The organism is Bradyrhizobium sp. USDA 4506 (genome assembly GCF_054058795.1).
On record NZ_JBSSBM010000002.1, the window covers coordinates 2,606,784 to 2,622,598 of the forward strand.

General features: G+C 65.2%; 13 protein-coding genes and 1 pseudogene. 11 read left to right on the top strand and 3 right to left on the bottom strand.

All coding sequences use genetic code 11. The annotated features are described in order from the left end of the window. Positions 1–21 precede the first annotated feature (21 nt). Positions 22–819 carry an exodeoxyribonuclease III gene (gene xth, locus ACVIHF_RS14370; RefSeq protein WP_253608709.1) on the bottom strand — a complete coding sequence of 266 codons (798 nt, stop codon included), beginning with the start codon at positions 817–819 and terminating at the stop codon, positions 22–24. A 45-nt stretch (positions 820–864) separates the two neighbouring features. Then, positions 865–1,290: a GNAT family N-acetyltransferase gene (locus ACVIHF_RS14375; RefSeq protein WP_456792186.1), complete on the bottom strand. Its 426-nt coding sequence runs from the start codon at positions 1,288–1,290 to the stop codon at positions 865–867. Positions 1,291–1,526: 236 nt separating this feature from the next. Between ACVIHF_RS14375 and ACVIHF_RS14380 the strand changes: the two genes are divergently transcribed. Both ACVIHF_RS14380 and ACVIHF_RS14385 read left to right on the top strand, forming a co-directional pair. After that, positions 1,527–2,660 carry an efflux RND transporter periplasmic adaptor subunit gene (locus ACVIHF_RS14380; protein WP_057018545.1) on the top strand — a complete coding sequence of 378 codons (1,134 nt, stop codon included), beginning with the start codon at positions 1,527–1,529 and terminating at the stop codon, positions 2,658–2,660. Between the two features lie 3 nt (positions 2,661–2,663). Continuing rightward, positions 2,664–5,792 carry an efflux RND transporter permease subunit gene (locus tag ACVIHF_RS14385; RefSeq protein ID WP_253608707.1) on the top strand — a complete coding sequence of 1,043 codons (3,129 nt, stop codon included), beginning with the start codon at positions 2,664–2,666 and terminating at the stop codon, positions 5,790–5,792. Between the two features lie 63 nt (positions 5,793–5,855). Here the strand turns inward: ACVIHF_RS14385 and erpA are convergent, their stop codons facing one another. Beyond that, positions 5,856–6,185, bottom strand: a complete 330-nt coding sequence (gene erpA / locus ACVIHF_RS14390) for an iron-sulfur cluster insertion protein ErpA (protein WP_016846874.1) — start codon at positions 6,183–6,185, stop codon at positions 5,856–5,858. Positions 6,186–6,323: 138 nt separating this feature from the next. Between erpA and ACVIHF_RS14395 the strand changes: the two genes are divergently transcribed. The 9 genes and pseudogenes from ACVIHF_RS14395 to tatC all read left to right on the top strand — a co-directional run bounded on the left by ACVIHF_RS14395 (position 6,324) and on the right by tatC (position 15,619). Next, complete coding sequence (locus tag ACVIHF_RS14395) at positions 6,324–7,532, top strand: deoxyguanosinetriphosphate triphosphohydrolase (protein WP_456780606.1); 1,209 nt, start codon at positions 6,324–6,326, stop codon at positions 7,530–7,532. Positions 7,533–7,541: 9 nt separating this feature from the next. Beyond that, on the top strand, positions 7,542–9,338 hold the full coding sequence (argS, locus tag ACVIHF_RS14400; protein ID WP_456780605.1) for an arginine--tRNA ligase: 1,797 nt from the start codon (positions 7,542–7,544) through the stop codon (positions 9,336–9,338). A gap of 118 nt (positions 9,339–9,456) precedes the next feature. After that, positions 9,457–10,923, top strand: coding sequence for an SPOR domain-containing protein (locus tag ACVIHF_RS14405; protein WP_253608704.1), 1,467 nt, complete (start codon positions 9,457–9,459; stop codon positions 10,921–10,923). 46 nt (positions 10,924–10,969) lie between these two features. Further along, a complete protein-coding gene (nagZ, locus tag ACVIHF_RS14410; RefSeq protein WP_253608703.1) occupies positions 10,970–11,992 on the top strand; it encodes a beta-N-acetylhexosaminidase in 1,023 nt (340 codons plus the stop codon). Next, positions 11,989–12,810 carry a segregation and condensation protein A gene (locus ACVIHF_RS14415; RefSeq protein ID WP_050420355.1) on the top strand — a complete coding sequence of 274 codons (822 nt, stop codon included), beginning with the start codon at positions 11,989–11,991 and terminating at the stop codon, positions 12,808–12,810. The genes nagZ and ACVIHF_RS14415 overlap by 4 nt, the downstream gene beginning before the upstream one ends. A 22-nt stretch (positions 12,811–12,832) precedes the next feature. Beyond that, positions 12,833–13,717: pseudogene (gene scpB, locus ACVIHF_RS14420) on the top strand (SMC-Scp complex subunit ScpB); the annotation flags it as partial. A 162-nt stretch (positions 13,718–13,879) separates the two neighbouring features. Continuing rightward, positions 13,880–14,113: a twin-arginine translocase TatA/TatE family subunit gene (locus ACVIHF_RS14425; RefSeq protein ID WP_028332136.1), complete on the top strand. Its 234-nt coding sequence runs from the start codon at positions 13,880–13,882 to the stop codon at positions 14,111–14,113. 160 nt (positions 14,114–14,273) lie between these two features. Then, on the top strand, positions 14,274–14,816 hold the full coding sequence (gene tatB, locus ACVIHF_RS14430; protein ID WP_456780604.1) for a Sec-independent protein translocase protein TatB: 543 nt from the start codon (positions 14,274–14,276) through the stop codon (positions 14,814–14,816). Then, entirely contained in the window at positions 14,813–15,619 is an 807-nt protein-coding gene (gene tatC / locus ACVIHF_RS14435; RefSeq protein ID WP_028342074.1) for a twin-arginine translocase subunit TatC, read from the top strand. Before tatB ends, tatC begins: the two co-directional genes overlap by 4 nt. Positions 15,620–15,815: the final 196 nt, after the last annotated feature.

Below are 15,815 nucleotides of genomic sequence, written 5' to 3' on the forward strand. Positions count from 1 at the left end.
ACTTCCGGCCGGCCGGCGGGGTCAGGCGATCTCGAAATCGAGATCGGCCCAGACCGGGACGTGGTCGGACGGCTTCTCCCAGGCCCGGACATAGCTGTCGATGCCGACGTCGATCAGCCGGTCGCTCGCTTGTGCCGACATCAACAGGTGGTCGATGCGCAGGCCCCAGTTCTTCTGCCAGGCGCCGGCCTGGTAGTCCCAGAAGGTGTACTGGCCCGGCTCGTCATTGACCGCCCGCAGCGCGTCGGTCAGGCCGAGGCCGAGCAGCGACTGGAAGGCCTCGCGGGTGGCGGGGCGGAACAGGGCGTCATCGGCCCAGGCGGCGGGATTGTAGACGTCGCGCGCGGCCGGGATGACGTTGAAGTCGCCGGCCAGGATCAACGGCTCCTCGGCCCTAAGCCGCTCCTTCGAATACTCAAAAAGCCGCGACATCCACTTGAGCTTGTACGGATATTTGTCGGTATTGGCGGGGTTGCCATTGGGCAGGTAAAGGCACGCGACCCGGATCACGCCCTGCTTCAGCGTGACGACGCCTTCGAGGAAGCGGGCATGGGCGTCCTCGTCGTCGCCGGCGAGGCCCGATTTGGTCTCGTCGAACGGCAGCTTCGACAGCAGCGCGACGCCGTTGAAGGTCTTCTGGCCGTGCGTGACGACATTGTACCCGAGCGCCTCGACCTCGAGGCGGGGAAACGCATCATCGACGCATTTGATCTCCTGCAGACAGACGATGTCGGGGGAGCACTCCTTCAGCCAGCTGACCAGAAGCTCGATCCGTTGCCGGACCGAGTTGACGTTCCACGTAGCGATGCGAACTGCCATCGGACTTCCTTCATTGTGGGGGAACGTGACCGAGCGCCGCCCCGCTTAGACCAAGCGCTTCCGCATCTCGATGTGCGGGATGCCGGCCTCCTCGAATTCCGCGCCGATCCGCTCGAAGCCGACGCGCGCGTAGAACGGCTCCGCGTGCGTCTGCGCGTTGAGGATCAGTTCCGGATAGCCGAGTTCGGCCGCCTTGGCCATCAGCGCGTCCAGCACGCGGGCGCCTACGCCTGTGCCGCGCGCCGCTTTGAGCACGGCCATGCGGCCGATATGACCGTCCGGCAGCAGCCGGCCCGTGGCCAAGGGCGCATCGTCGTCGGCGAACGCCGGCGCATGCCAGCTCGATGCGTCCATGTCGTCCCATTCCAGTTCTACCGGCACCCGCTGTTCCTCGACGAAGACGCTGTAGCGGATGGCACGGGAGCGTTCGCGAGCTTCTTCCCAGGGGCAGACAAGGACGGAGGTGGACATAAGGTCGCGATTCGAAAGCTCAATGAAGCAGAACGGATGCGGCCCGGTTACTCAAAACGTCCGGCGATGCGCATGCAAATCACCGGATTGAAGCCGCACTATTTCACTTAGGTGGCATACCATGGGCGGTCCGCCTGTGCTAACCCTCTCAGGAAACAAGGCGCAACAATTGCCGACGGGGGAGTGACGACGCGCACCGGCCTTCAAGGGAAGCTGGCGGCGCACGTGCAAAACTTATGAAAAAACGCAATTTGGTTCTGACTGTCGCTGTTCTCGGCATTGCGGCCGGGGCGGCTTACATGACCCGCACTTCATGGATGGGTGGCGGCGCCGCCACCGCGCAAGGGACGGCGCGGCCGCGCGTAGTGTCCGTGGATCTCGCCAAGGCGGAACGCAAATCGGTTCCGGTCGATGTCGATGCCATCGGACAGGTCACGCCGATCTCCAGCGTGGCGCTGAAGTCACGGCTGGAGACCACCATCGTCTCGGTGCATTTCGAGGACGGCGCCAGGGTCAATGAAGGCGACCTGCTGTTCACGCTCGACGCGCGCCAGATCGACGCGCAGATCGAGCAGGCCGAGGGCGTCCTGGCCCGCGACCAGGCCCAGCTCGAGGGCGCGCAGCGCGACCTCCGCCGCTACACCGAACTGGTCGGCAAGGGGGCGACCACCCAAGTCAACCTCGACAACGCCAAGACCCAGTCCGACGTCCTGATCGGCACCATCAAGGCCGACCGGTTCGCGCTGGAGAACCTCCGCGTCCAGAAGAGCTACACCGTCATCCGCGCACCATTCGCGGGACGGATCAGCGCCGCCAACGTCAAGGTCGGCAACTTCGTCCGCCCCGCCGACACCCAGCCGCTCGCGGTCATCAACCAGATGGCACCGGTCTACGTCACCTTCGCGATTCCGCAGCGGGCGCTGGTCGATCTGCGCGACGCCATGGGGAAGGGCGATTCAAAGGTGATCGCGACCATTCCCGGCCACCAGCGCTCCGAGCGCGGCAAGGTCGCGATGGTGGAGAACGCCGTCGACGCGACCACCGGCATGGTGACCGTGCGCGGCATCATGAACAACGAGAGCGAGACGCTCTGGCCCGGCACCATCGTGCAGACCAAGCTGATCATCCGCAGCGAAGACGCGGTCGTGGTGCCGACGGTCGCGGTGCAGCGCAGCCAGAACGGCAATTTCGTCTTCGTCGTCAAGGACGGCGTTGCCAAGGTCCGGCCGGTCAAGGTCGATCGCACCTTCCAGGGCAGCTCGGTGATCTCAGACGGATTGGCGGGCGATGAAAGCGTCGTCGTCGACGGCCAGCTGCTGCTCTCGGAGGGATCGCGGGTTGAACTGCGGGCGCGCAAGGCCGGAGCCTGACCGATGACGCTCTCCGAGCTTTGCATCCGCCGCCCGGTCATGACGACGCTGATCACGGCGTCGATCATCGCATTCGGCGTGTTCGGCTTCCGCCTGCTGCCGGTCTCGGCGCTGCCCAAGGTGGACTTCCCGACCATCGCGGTGACCGCGACCCTGCCCGGCGCCAGCGCCGACACCATGGCGGCCTCGGTCGCCGGCATCATCGAGCGCCAGCTCTCGACCATTGCCGGCATCTCCTCGATGTCCTCGAACTCCTCGCAGGGCACGAGCGTCATCACCATCCAGTTCGACCTCAACCGCAACATCGATGCCGCCGCGCTCGACGTGCAGACCGCGTTGACGATCGCGCAACGACGGCTGCCGATCGAGATGACGATCCCGCCGAGCTTCCGGAAGGTGAACCCGGCGGACTTCCCGGTGCTGTTCGTCTCGCTCGGCTCGGCGACGCTGCCGCTGTCGAGCGTCAACGAATACGGCGACATCACGATCGGGCAGGCACTGTCGCAGCTGCCGGGCGTCGCCCAGGTCTTGATCTACGGCGCGCAGAAATTCGCCATCCGCGTTCAGGCCGATCCGGAGGCCGCCGCCGCGCGCGGCGTCTCGATGGAGGATATCCGCGCCGCGGTGTCGCGCGCCAATTCGTCGACGCCGGTCGGTACCTTGAATGGCCCCAAGCAGGACGTCGCGCTGCAGGCCTCCGGCCAGATGGACAAGGCGGCCGACTACCGCCAGATCTATGTCGCCTGGCGCAACGGCTCGCCGGTCCGGCTCGACGAGATCGCCAAGGTCTATGACAGCGTCGAGAACGACAAGATCGCGACCTGGATGAACGACGAGCGGGCGATCGTGCTCGCGATCCAGAAGCAGCCCGACGCCAACACCGTGGCGGTGGTCGACGCCGTGCTGGCCAAGCTGCCGGCGCTGCGCGCCGCGATCCCGCCCTCGGTGACCATGCAGGTCATGATGGACCGTTCGGTCTCGATCCGCCAGGCGGTCAGCGACGTCGAGGAGACCCTGCTGATCGCGATCGGGCTCGTGATCCTCGTGATCTTCCTGTTCCTGCGCTCGGCGTCCGCGACCTTCATCCCGGCGCTCGCGGTGCCGATCTCGCTGTTCGGCACCTGCGCGGCGATGTACGCGCTGGACTACTCCATCAACAACATGACGCTGCTGGCGCTGACGCTCTCGGTCGGCTTCGTGGTCGACGACGCCATCGTCATGCTGGAGAACATCGTCCGCCATATCGAGCACGGCATGAAGCCGTTCGAGGCGGCGCTGAAGGGCGCCCGCGAGATCGGCTTCACGATCATCTCGATCACCTTCTCGCTGATCGCCGTGTTCATCCCGGTGCTGCTGATGGGCGGCATCGTCGGCCGCGTGTTCCGCGAATTCGCGGTGACGATCTCGGTCGCCATCATCGTGTCCGGCTTCGTGTCGCTGACCTTGACGCCGATGCTGTGCGCCCGCGTGCTGCGCACGCATGACGCGACCAAGCGGCCGAACGTCGTGCTGCGGGCGTTCGAGGCGATGTTCGAGGCCTGGCTGCGGGCCTATGAATGGGCGCTGGATTGGGTGCTGGCCAAGAAGGCCCTGATGCTGGTGGTGACGCTGGCTACGCTGGGCGGCACCATCTACCTCTACATGATCGTGCCGAAGGGCTTCTTCCCGCAGGAGGACACCGGCTTTCTGATCGGCGTGACGGAGGCTGCGACCGACACCTCGTTCGAGGCGATGAAGGTGCGCCAGCAGGCGCTGGTCGAGGTGCTGCGGACCGATCCGGCGATAGAGTACATCAACTCTACGGTCGGCTCCGGCGGTCCCAATCCGACGGCGAATTACGGCCGTCTGTTCATCGCGCTGAAGCCGCAGAAGATGCGTGACAACGCCACCGTGGTGATCGGCCGTCTGCGGCAGAAGGCGCGCGAGATCCCGGGCATGCAGGCGTTCTTCCAGAGCATCCAGAACCTCAGCATCGGCGGCCGCATCTCGAAGAGCCAGTATCAGTATGTGATGCAGAGCGGCGATACCGAGGCGCTGTACCGGCTGGCGCCCGAGATGCGCGACAAGATCGAGAAGATCCCGGGCTTGCTCGACGTTACCACCGACCTCTACATCAAGAACCCGCAGATGACGGTCGACATCGACCGCGAGAAGGCGGCGGTCTACGGCGTCACCGTGGATCAGGTCCGCAACCAGCTCTACAACGCCTATGGCGCGCGGCAGGTCGGCACCATCTACATGCCGTCGAATGACTACCAGATCATCCTCGAGGTGCAGCCGCAGTTCCGCGTCGATCCGTCCGACCTCTCGAAGCTCTACATGAAGACCGCGAACAACCAGACCATTCCGCTGGATGCGGTGGCGAGGCTGGTGCCGACGGTCGGGCCGTTGCAGATCAACCACCAGGGCCAGCAGCCGGCGGTGACGATCTCGTTCAACCTCGCGCCGGGCACCTCACTCGGCTACGCGGTCGACAAGATCACCGAACTCGAGCAGACCGCGAATTTGCCGCCGACGATTGTGACCGGCTTCTCCGGCACCGCGCAGGTGTTCCAGGATTCGCTGCGCGGGCAGGGCGTGCTGATCCTCGCCGCGGTGTTCGCAGCCTTCGTGATCCTCGGCATTCTCTACGAGAGCTTCATCCACCCGATCACCATCATCTCCGGCCTGCCGTCGGCCGGTATCGGCGCGATCCTGACGCTGATGATGTTCGGGATGGAGCTGTCTGTGATTGCGATGATCGGCATCGTGATGCTGGTCGGCATCGTCAAGAAGAATGCGATCATGATGGTCGACTTCGCGCTGGAGCGTCGCCGCGTCGGCCTCAGCGCCGAGCACGCGATCCGCGAGGCGGCACTGCTGCGCTTCCGTCCGATCATGATGACGACGTTCGCGGCGATCTTCGGCACGCTGCCGATCGCGCTCGGCGCGGGTGCCGGCGCCGAACTGCGTCAACCGCTCGGCGTCGCCGTGGTCGGCGGCCTCTGCGTGTCGCAGCTGCTGACGCTGTTCATCACGCCCGTGATCTACATCTATCTCGACCGCATCGACCGCAGGCTGCGCCGCAAGCTCGACCCGCAGGCGGAGGCAGGCGGCGACGTCGAACGGCCGCAGGTGGTCGCGGCGGAATAGCCGAGCGTTCGGCGCGAGCCGGAAACCGGCTCGCCGGGAGAAACCGCTCGGGATCGCGAAGCGTTAGATCGAGAAGCTGGTGCCGCAGCCGCAGGAGGCGGTGGCGTTGGGATTGACGACGCGGAACGAGGCGCCGATCAGGTCGTCGACGAAGTCGACCTCCGAGCCTGCGAGGAACGGGACCGAGGCGGGATCGATCAGCACCACCGCGCTGTCGCGCTCGATCACGAGGTCGTCATCGGCCTGGGTGCGCTCGACGTCGAACTTGTACTGGAAACCGGAGCAGCCGCCGCCCTCGACCGAAATGCGCAGCTTGGCGCCTTCGCCTTCCTTGCTGAGGATCTGCCCGATACGGCGGGCGGCCCGTTCGCTGACGGTAATGGCAGCAGTCATGTCGGTCTCCGAAACCCTATTTGAGCATGATCTGATCCGGATCAGGCCCGGCGTCATCCCCAATTCATTTGGTCGGCCGCCTCAGTCATAGTTAAGTGCGTCGGACCATGGAATCAAATGGATAAGGACTAAAATACAGTGTCGGTCGGAATGGCTGCCCCCCGCGCGCCTTATGCCTGCGACCCCGATCGCAGCCGCGGCCGGCTGGTCGCGGAGCCGCCGAGCCGGACCCGGAGCCCGTTTCGGCGCGACTGCGACCGGGTGATCCATTCCACCGCGTTCCGCCGCCTCAAGCACAAGACCCAGGTCTTCGTCTTCCACGAAGGCGATCACTACCGCACGCGGCTGACCCATTCGCTGGAGGTCGCGCAGATCGCCCGGGCGCTGGCCCGCCAACTTGGGGTCGACGAGGACCTGACCGAGACGCTGGCGCTGGCGCATGACCTCGGCCATCCGCCGTTCGGCCATGCCGGGGAGCGGGCGCTCGACGAATGCCTCAGGGATGACGGCGGCTTCGACCATAATGCGCAGGCGCTGCGGGTCGTCACCTCGCTGGAGCATCGCTACCCCGAATTCGGCGGGCTGAACCTGACCTGGGAATCGCTCGAGGGGATCGTCAAGCACAACGGTCCGCTGACCGAGCGCGGTGGCGCACCCGCCGGCCGCTACCTGGTGAGTGGAATCCCGATCGGAATTGCCGACTACAACAAGGGCCACGACCTCGAGCTCTGGAGCTATGCCTCGCTCGAGGCGCAGATCGCGGCCTTCGCCGACGACATCGCCTACGACGCGCACGATATCGATGACGGCCTGCGTGCCGGTCTGTTCGCGGTCGACGACCTCAAGGAGATGCCGCTGACCGCTGAGATCATCGCCGAGATCGACCGCCACTATCCCGGGCTCGACGAGGTCCGGCGCGGCGCCGAACTGGTGCGTGAGCTGATCTCACACTTCATCAGCGCGGTCTTCAACGAGGCGAGCCGGCGCCTCGCGGCCGCGCAGCCGCAATCGGCCCATGACGTGCGCCACCACAATACCCCGCTGATCGCGTTTCCGTCCGAGGTGGCGGAGCAGGAGGCGGCGATCAAGGCGTTCCTGTTCCGGCGGATGTATCGCCACAAGCGGGTGATGCTGGTGATGGGGGAGGCCGAGAAGGTGGTCCGCAATCTGTTCGAGCGCTACCAGCAATCGCCGGAAGACCTGCCGGCGGAATGGATCGAGGGCAGCGTGCAGGAGACCGGGAGCGCTCGGAACAGGCGGATCGGCAATTTCATTGCCGGGATGACCGACCGTTTCGCCCTGATCGAGCACCAAAGGCTTTTTGACTCGACCCCGGATTTGCGTTAGCGCCCTGCCATGGCCGACACCACTGCTTCACCACACCTTTTTGCCGACATGCTGACGCGCGTGCACGCGATCTGTGCCGCGCTCGCAACCGAGGACAATTGGCCCGCCGGCATCGATCTGTCCCGCGTCGTGGTGGAGCCGCCGCGCGACGCCAGCCATGGCGACATGGCGACCAATGCCGCGATGGTGCTCGCCAAGGATGCCAAGGCCAAGCCGCGCGAGCTCGCCGACAAGATCGCCGACCGGCTGCGCGCCGATGCGCTGGTGGCCTCGGTCGATGTCGCCGGGCCCGGCTTCATCAACCTGACCTTGAAGCCGCAGGTCTGGGCGGACGCGCTGCGTGCCGTGCTGGCCGCCGGCTCGGCTTACGGGCGCAGCGACATCGGCAAGGCCGAGAAGGTCAATGTCGAATATGTCTCGGCCAACCCGACCGGACCGATGCATGTCGGCCATTGCCGCGGCGCCGTGTTCGGCGACGCTCTGTGCAGCCTGCTGCAGTTCGCCGGCTTCGACGTCTGCCGCGAGTATTACATCAACGATGCCGGCGCCCAGGTCGACGTGCTCGCGCGCTCGGCGTTCCTGCGCTACCGCGAGGCGCTGGGCCAGGACATCGGCGCGATCCCGGAAGGGCTCTATCCCGGCGATTACCTCGTGCCGGTCGGCGAGGCGCTCGCCGAGGAATATGGCGAGAAGCTGCTCGACATGAGCGAAGCCGAGTGGCTTCCGATCGTGCGCGACAAGGCGATCGCGATGATGATGGAGATGATCAAGGGCGATCTCGCCGCGCTCAATATCCATCACGACGTGTTCTTCTCCGAGCGCTCGCTTATCACGTCAGGCAACAACAAGGTCGCCGAGACCATCGATTTCCTGCGCGCCAAGGGCGACATCTACGAGGGCCGCCTGCCGCCCCCGAAGGGCAAGCCGGTCGAGGACTACGAGGACCGCGAGCAGTCGCTGTTCCGCGCCACCGCCTATGGCGACGACGTCGATCGTCCGCTGATCAAGTCGGACGGCTCCTACACCTACTTCGCATCCGACATCGCCAACCACCGCTACAAATTCGAGCGTGGCTTCACCAATCTGATCGACGTGTTCGGCGCCGATCATGGTGGCTACATCAAGCGCATGCAGGCCGCCGTGAAGGCGGTGACCGCGGGCAAGGCTGTGCTCGACGTCAAGATCGTGCAGCTCGTGAAGCTGTTGCGCGACGGCGAGCCGGTGAAGATGTCGAAGCGGTCCGGCGAATTCGTCACGCTGCGCGAGGTGGTCGACGAGGTCGGCTCCGACGCTGTCCGATTCATGATGTTGTTCCGCAAGAACGACGCGGTGCTCGATTTCGACCTCGCCAAGGTGATCGAGCAGTCAAAGGACAACGCGGTCTTCTACGTCCAGTACGGCCACGCCCGCGGCCATTCGATCTTCCGCAACGCGCGGGAGGAAGCGGTTTCCGATCTGCCCGAGACCGATGAGGCCCGGCTGGCCTATCTCCGTAATGTTACGGTCGAGCGGCTGACCGACCCGGCCGAGCTCGAGCTGCTCAAGCGGCTTGCGCTTTATCCGCGGATGATCGAGGCTGCGGCGGTGGCGCATGAGCCGCACCGAATCGCTTTTTATCTCTATGATTTGGCCAGTGAATTTCATGCGCTTTGGACCAAGGGGCGCGATTTGCCCTATTTACGCTTCATTATCAATAATGATGCAGAGATCACGAGGGCGCGACTGGCAATGGTTCAGGGCGTCGTCTCGGTTCTGGCATCGGGCTTAGCTGTTCTAGGCGTCCACGCTCCGACCGAGATGCGGTAGGCAGGGGCATTAGGCCCTCACGAGTGGGGATTTGTGAGGGCATCTGGCAGAGGCCAACTCGTACGGACCGGCTGTGCCGGCGATCTTGGCGCTGTCCCGAAGGGGATGCATCATCACAATGGCTGATCGATATCAGGACCGACATTTTCCCGCCGACACGGCTTCCAAGGCCGACAGCGATCCGCTTGCCGAACTGGCACGGCTGATCGGCCAGACGGATCCCTTCGGCTCCGCCAACAAGCCGCCGCCGCGACCGCTGCAGTCGCGCGCCAACGCGCGGCCGCAACAATACGAGCCGCAGGCCGCGGACGAGGATGCGCCGCCCGCGGGCCCGCCGCCCTGGATGCAGCGCGCGCGGCAGGAGGCTGTCGCTCCGCCTCCCGTGCAGAACATCGAAGACGAAGAGCCCGAGCAGGACTACCAGCCGAAGCCGGTGCATCCGTTGCATCGCTACGCGGCTCAGCAGGCGCAGCCCGCGCCCGCGCCGGTGGCGCAGTATCGGCCGGTCGAGGCCCCTCGGCAGCCGGAGGCATTTGACGAGGAGCCGCGCTATCAGAGTGGCAGTCAGAGTCAGGATCCGTCGCGCTATGACGACGCGCTCTACGGCCAGCTGGAAGCCGGCGAGCAGGACCTGCAGCGCGATCCCGCCTATCCGGACGATCCCTATGCCTATGAGGAGGCCTACGAGGAAGAACCCGAGCCCCGTCGGCGGCGCAGCGGCCTGATAACGGTCGCCGCGGTGCTGGCGCTCGGCGTGTTCGGTGTCGGTGGCGCGTATGCCTACCGGACCTATGTCGGCTCGCCCCGCAGCGGTGAGCCGCCGATCATCAAGGCTGACAACACGCCGACCAAGGTGATCCCGGCCCAGGCCGACGCGCCGGCCAAGACGCCGGACCGCATGGCGACGGGCGACGGCACCGAGAAGATCGTTTCGCGCGAAGAGACGCCGGTCGACGTCAATTCGAAGACCGCCGGACCGCGCGTCGTGTTTCCGCCGCTGAACGCCAATGCGAATCCACCGCCGCCCGCCAGCGTGCAGACGGCACAGCCGGCGCCGGCGCCGATCACCGCGAACGGCACGTTGCCGAACAACGAGCCGCGCAAGGTCCGCACGCTTTCAGTCAAGGGCGATACGCCCGATGGCACGCAGGCCACCGCAACCGTGCCGGCGAAACCTCCGGCGGCGGCGAAGTCTCCGGTGTCGCGCGGCAACCCGGCTGCGGCCAACGCCAGCGTCAACTCGCCAATGTCGCTTGTTCCCGGCCAGGCTGAGGCGGCTCCGGCCGCACCTCCGACCCGGGTGGCCTCGACCTCGGCGGCTCCGGTTGGGGGCGGCGGATATCTGGTCCAGGTCTCCTCGCAGAAGAACGAGGCGGACGCCCAGGCGTCGTACCGGACGCTGCAGGGCAAGTATCGCAACGTGCTCGGTTCGCAGCCCTTGGTGGTGAAGCGCGTCGATCTCGGAGAGAAAGGCGTCTACTACCGCGCCTTCGCGGGCCCGTTCGCGTCCTCGGAAGAGGCGAGCCAAGTGTGCAAGAGCCTGATGTCGGCGGGTGGACCGCAGTGCCTCATCCAAAGAAATTAAAGGCCGTTTCCTTGACCCGTGAGCTGCATACGGCCTAATCGGCCGAATGACGAACCGCGCATTCATCACGGGCATATCCGGGCTGATCCTCAACGACGCCGAGCGCGAATTCATTCGCGCCGAGCGGCCATGGGGCTTCATCCTGTTCAAGCGCAACATCGAGAGTCCTGCCCAAGTGGCGGCTCTTGTTGGGGAACTCCGGTCCGCAGTCGGCGTTTCCGATGCTCCGGTCCTGATCGACCAGGAAGGCGGGCGGGTGCAGCGGCTTGGTCCGCCGCATTGGCCGGCCTATCCGCCGGGCGCGAGCTTTGGGGCGCTCTACGACATCGATCCGAAGCTCGGGCTTGCGGCAGCCCGGCTCAGCTCACGGCTGATTGCGGCCGATCTGACCGACCTCGGAATCACTGTCGATTGCCTGCCTTTGGCCGACGTTCCCGTGGCCGGGGCGGATGCGGTGATCGGCAACCGGGCCTATGGAACTGAACCCGGCAAGGTCGCGGCGATCGCCCAGGCGGTCACGGACGGGCTGGAACAGGGCGGGGTATTGCCGGTTCTCAAGCATATTCCCGGCCATGGCCGGGCCACCGCGGACAGCCATTTCCGGCTTCCGACGGTCGATACCGCCAAGGCCGAGCTGGAACGGACCGATTTTGCTGCGTTCCAGCCGCTTGCCGATCTGCCGATGGCCATGACTGCACATGTTGTGTTTAGCGCGCTCGACCCCGTCCATCCGGCGACGACTTCTGCGACAATCGTCGAACAGGTGATTCGCGGCCTGATCGGGTTCCAGGGTTTGTTGATGAGTGATGACGTGTCGATGAATGCTCTGGCCGGATCGATTGCCGAGCGGACCCGCGCCATCGTCACCGCCGGTTGCGACATGGTTCTGCACTGCAACGGCAATATTGACGAGATGCGCGAGGTCGCACGCGAAACGCCGGAACTGACCGGCAAGGCGCTTGAGCGCGCCAAGGCGACGCTCGCCGCGCGCAAGCCGCCTCAGCCGCTCGACCGGCAGGCGGCACGGGCTGAACTGGATGCGTTGTTGGATCGGGTAGGGACGGCATGACCGCTGAAATTCTTTCGTTTGATACCGGGCGGCCGGCCGACCTCGCCGAGGGCGAACCGGCGCTGGTGGTCGACGTCGAGGGCTATGAGGGCCCGCTCGACCTGCTGTTGACGCTGGCGCGGCAGCAGAAGGTCGACCTGTCGAAGATCTCGATCCTTGCGCTTGCCGACCAGTATCTTTCGTTCATCGAGGCTGCCCGCAAGATTCGCCTCGAGCTTGCGGCCGACTATCTGGTGATGGCGGCGTGGCTGGCGTTCCTGAAGTCGCGGCTCCTGCTGCCCGAGCCGCCGAGCGCGGAGGGGCCGAGCGCCGAGGAAATGGCGACCGCGCTCGCCAACCGGTTGCGCCGGCTGGAGGCGATCCGCGAGGCGGCGAACCGGCTGATGAACCGGCCCCAGTTCCAGCGCGATATTTTTCCGCGCGGCAATCCGGAATCGATCGCCGAGATCAAGCATCCGAAGTTCACCGCGACCCTGTACGACCTGCTGTCGGCCTACGCCACGCAGCGCCAGTCGCGCGTGCTGACGACGGTTCATCTGCAAAAGCGTACCGTATGGTCGCTGGCCGAAGCGCGTGCGTCGCTGGAGCGGCTGGTCGGCATCGCCGAGGACTGGAGCTGCCTCGACGAGTATCTGATGAATTACGTCGCCGATCCCACCCAGAAGGCGACGGTGTTCGCATCGAGCTTCGCTGCCGCGCTCGAGCTGGTTCGCGAGGGCGAGATGGAGATCAACCAGAAGCAGGCGTTCGCGCCGATCTATTTCCGAAAGCGTCAAGCGCAGGCCGCAATGGCAGCGCCGGACCTGTCGGTTGAGTAAGTGGAAGAAGGAGAGCAAGCCCATGGCAAGCTTGGCGGAAGTGCGCAGAGAAGAGCCCGAGGAGGAGGTTTCTCCTATGGATCCGGTGGCGCGTCCTGAGGAATTGCGGCTCCTGGAAGCCCTGTTGTTTGCATCGGCCGAGCCGATCGATCAGGCAACGCTGGCAAAGCGGATGCCCGACGGCGTCGACGTCAAGGCGGCGCTCGCGCAGCTGCAGGCGGAATACGCGCCGCGCGGCGTCAATCTGGTGCGTGTCGCCAACAAGTGGACGTTCCGCACCGCCGGCGATCTGTCGTGGCTGATGACGCGCGAGAGCACCGAAACCCGGAAGCTGTCGCGTGCCGCGATCGAGGTGCTGGCGATCGTCGCCTATCACCAGCCGGTGACTCGCGCCGAGATCGAAGAGATTCGCGGCGTGGTCACGTCGAAGGGCACGATCGACGTGCTGCTCGAGACCGGCTGGATCCGCCCGCGCGGCCGCCGCAAGACGCCGGGCCGTCCGCTCACCTTCGGAACCACCGACGCGTTCCTGTCGCAGTTCAGCCTGGAAGCGCTCGGCGACCTGCCGGGGCTCGAGGAGCTGAAGGGCACGGGTCTGCTCGACTCGCGTCTGCCGACCGGATTTTCCGTTCCGTCGCCGTCGGATGACGCGACGCTGCGGGAGGACGAGGAGCCGCTCGAGCCGGGTGATACGCTGGAACTGCTGCTGGCGCCGGCCGTCGAGCCGGAAGCCGAGGAACCGAAAGCCGACGCAGAAACGACCGATGAGGTTGGGACTGCCGAGGTCGAAACGACCGCTCAGGTCGAGGTCGAGGCGGACGTTGCCTCTGACGCGGATGCGGCCGAACCCGACGCGGGCGAGCCGGAAGACCGCGCCGACCACGCGGGTGATGACGCCGACACCGAGGACAAGGGCGAATAAGCCTGAATATTCCCGGTTAAGGCTAGCAATATTACGTAGCCGCGACAGCGATTTGCCGCGGCCGAGGTCCTTGTTTTTGACACCCCGCGGGCCTACCTTCCGGCAAAGTTCAGGCCGGTCCGCCGGCCATTTCTGGAGGGTTGCAGGATGGGTTCGTTGAGCATTTGGCACTGGATCGTCGTGATCGCAGTGGTCCTGCTGCTGTTCGGACGCGGCAAGATTTCTGATCTGATGGGTGACGTCGCCCAGGGCATCAAGGCCTTCAAGAAGGGCATGCAGGACGACGACAAGGTCGCCGAGAAGACCGAGCCCACGAAGTCGATCGATCACAATGCGGCGCCGTCGGCCGCGCGCCAGGACGTCGGCAGCAAGGCCGTCTAACGCGCTTGTACTGACGCATATTTCGACGTTTTTTCTTGCGCGAAACGGTGACGCCGTCGCACAGACGCGCTATGGACGCCGATTGAGAAAAGGCGCCGGCAGCCCCAGATCCTGATGGGAGCGATGGGGCCGATGGCGGCGCGCTTAGGCGGAAGAATTCATGTTCGATATCGGGTGGAGTGAACTGGTCGTCATCGCGGTCGTCGCGCTGATCGCCATCGGCCCGAAAGAACTGCCGGGCGTGCTGCGCATGGTCGGGCAATGGATGGGCAAGGCCCGCAAGATGGCCTCCGAATTCCAGGGCCAGTTCCAGGAAGCCATGCGCGAGGCCGAGATGGCCGACCTCAAGAAGAGCTTTGACGAGGTCAAGGAGGCCGCAACCGGCATCACCAGCGGCAACATCATGACTTCGCTGCAGAAGGACGTCAGCGACGCCCTGCAGATCGACAAGCCGGTCGATGCGCAGGTCGCGTCCGCGATCGACGCACCGGTGACGTCGAGCGACGCACTTGTGACGTCAAGTGACGCACCGGTGACGCCCACGACTCCTGCCGAGCCGACGCCGGAAACCTTCGTCGAGGCCGAGGCGCATGCTGCCGCCAGCGAGCCGCTCGCGATCACCAATGAGGTGAAGGCCGAGCCGTCGCCGCAGGACGTGACGCCGGCGCAGCCCGATGTGCGCAAGGACGCGAGGGCGTCATGAGCGCCGAAGACATCGAGGCCAGCAAGGCCCCCTTGATGGATCACCTGATCGAGCTGCGCTCGCGGCTGATCAAGGCGCTGCTCGGCTTCGGCGTGGCCTTCATCATCTGCTTCTTCTTCGCCAAGCAGATCTACAACGTGCTGGTCTGGCCGTTCGTCTGGATCGCGGGGCCGGAGAATTCGAAGTTCATCTACACCGCGCTGCTGGAATATTTCATCACCCAGCTGAAGCTCGCATTGTTCGGCGCTGGGTTCATCTCGTTTCCGATCGTCGCCACCCAGATCTACAAATTCGTCGCGCCCGGTCTCTACCGTCATGAGCGCAACGCGTTCCTGCCATACCTGATCGCCACTCCGGTGTTCTTCGTGATGGGCGCGGCGCTGGTCTATTTCGTCGTGCTGCCGATGCTGGTGCGATTCTCGCTCGGCATGCAGCAGGCCGGCGGCGCGGAGACCGCGCAGATCCAGCTGCTGCCCAAGGTCGGCGAATATCTTTCGCTGATGATGTCGCTGATCTTCGCCTTCGGCATCGCGTTCCAGCTGCCGGTGATCCTGACGCTGCTCGGCCGCATCGGCATCGTCACCTCGAAGATGCTGAAGGAGAAGCGGCGCTACTTCATCGTGATCGCCTTCATCATCGCCGCCGTGCTGACACCGCCCGACGTGCTGAGCCAGGCCTCGCTCGCGATCCCGCTGCTCGCGCTCTACGAGGGCGCCATCATCGCGGTCCGGATCGTGGAGAAGAAGGCCGCGACCTCGACCGCCTCGTCCGGGGCGCCGTCGGCGACCAATCCGGCCGAGTAGGGTGATTTCACCTCACAGTCGGTGTCATACCCCGCGAAAGCGGGGTATCCAGTACGCTGCGGCTTCCCGGTGACACGCCGACGTCTCTGGAATACCGGATCACCCGCTTTCGCTGACGATGAGGGTCGTGATAGTGGAACTACATAGCCGTAGTTTGCCAACGCAATGGTTGGTTGCTTACGCATAGCCTGCCAGG

What these genes read in the sequence shown, in the direction of transcription:
- xth (WP_253608709.1), bottom strand. Translation starts at nt 819, where the DNA reads ATGGCAGTTCGCATCGCTACGTGGAACGTCAACTCGGTCCGGCAACGG.
- ACVIHF_RS14375 (WP_456792186.1), bottom strand. Translation starts at nt 1,290, where the DNA reads ATGTCCACCTCCGTCCTTGTCTGCCCCTGGGAAGAAGCTCGCGAACGC.
- ACVIHF_RS14380 (WP_057018545.1), top strand. Translation starts at nt 1,527, where the DNA reads ATGAAAAAACGCAATTTGGTTCTGACTGTCGCTGTTCTCGGCATTGCG.
- ACVIHF_RS14385 (WP_253608707.1), top strand. Translation starts at nt 2,664, where the DNA reads ATGACGCTCTCCGAGCTTTGCATCCGCCGCCCGGTCATGACGACGCTG.
- erpA (WP_016846874.1), bottom strand. Translation starts at nt 6,185, where the DNA reads ATGACTGCTGCCATTACCGTCAGCGAACGGGCCGCCCGCCGTATCGGG.
- argS (WP_456780605.1), top strand. Translation starts at nt 7,542, where the DNA reads ATGGCCGACACCACTGCTTCACCACACCTTTTTGCCGACATGCTGACG.
- ACVIHF_RS14405 (WP_253608704.1), top strand. Translation starts at nt 9,457, where the DNA reads ATGGCTGATCGATATCAGGACCGACATTTTCCCGCCGACACGGCTTCC.
- nagZ (WP_253608703.1), top strand. Translation starts at nt 10,970, where the DNA reads ATGACGAACCGCGCATTCATCACGGGCATATCCGGGCTGATCCTCAAC.
- ACVIHF_RS14415 (WP_050420355.1), top strand. Translation starts at nt 11,989, where the DNA reads ATGACCGCTGAAATTCTTTCGTTTGATACCGGGCGGCCGGCCGACCTC.
- ACVIHF_RS14425 (WP_028332136.1), top strand. Translation starts at nt 13,880, where the DNA reads ATGGGTTCGTTGAGCATTTGGCACTGGATCGTCGTGATCGCAGTGGTC.
- tatB (WP_456780604.1), top strand. Translation starts at nt 14,274, where the DNA reads ATGTTCGATATCGGGTGGAGTGAACTGGTCGTCATCGCGGTCGTCGCG.
- tatC (WP_028342074.1), top strand. Translation starts at nt 14,813, where the DNA reads ATGAGCGCCGAAGACATCGAGGCCAGCAAGGCCCCCTTGATGGATCAC.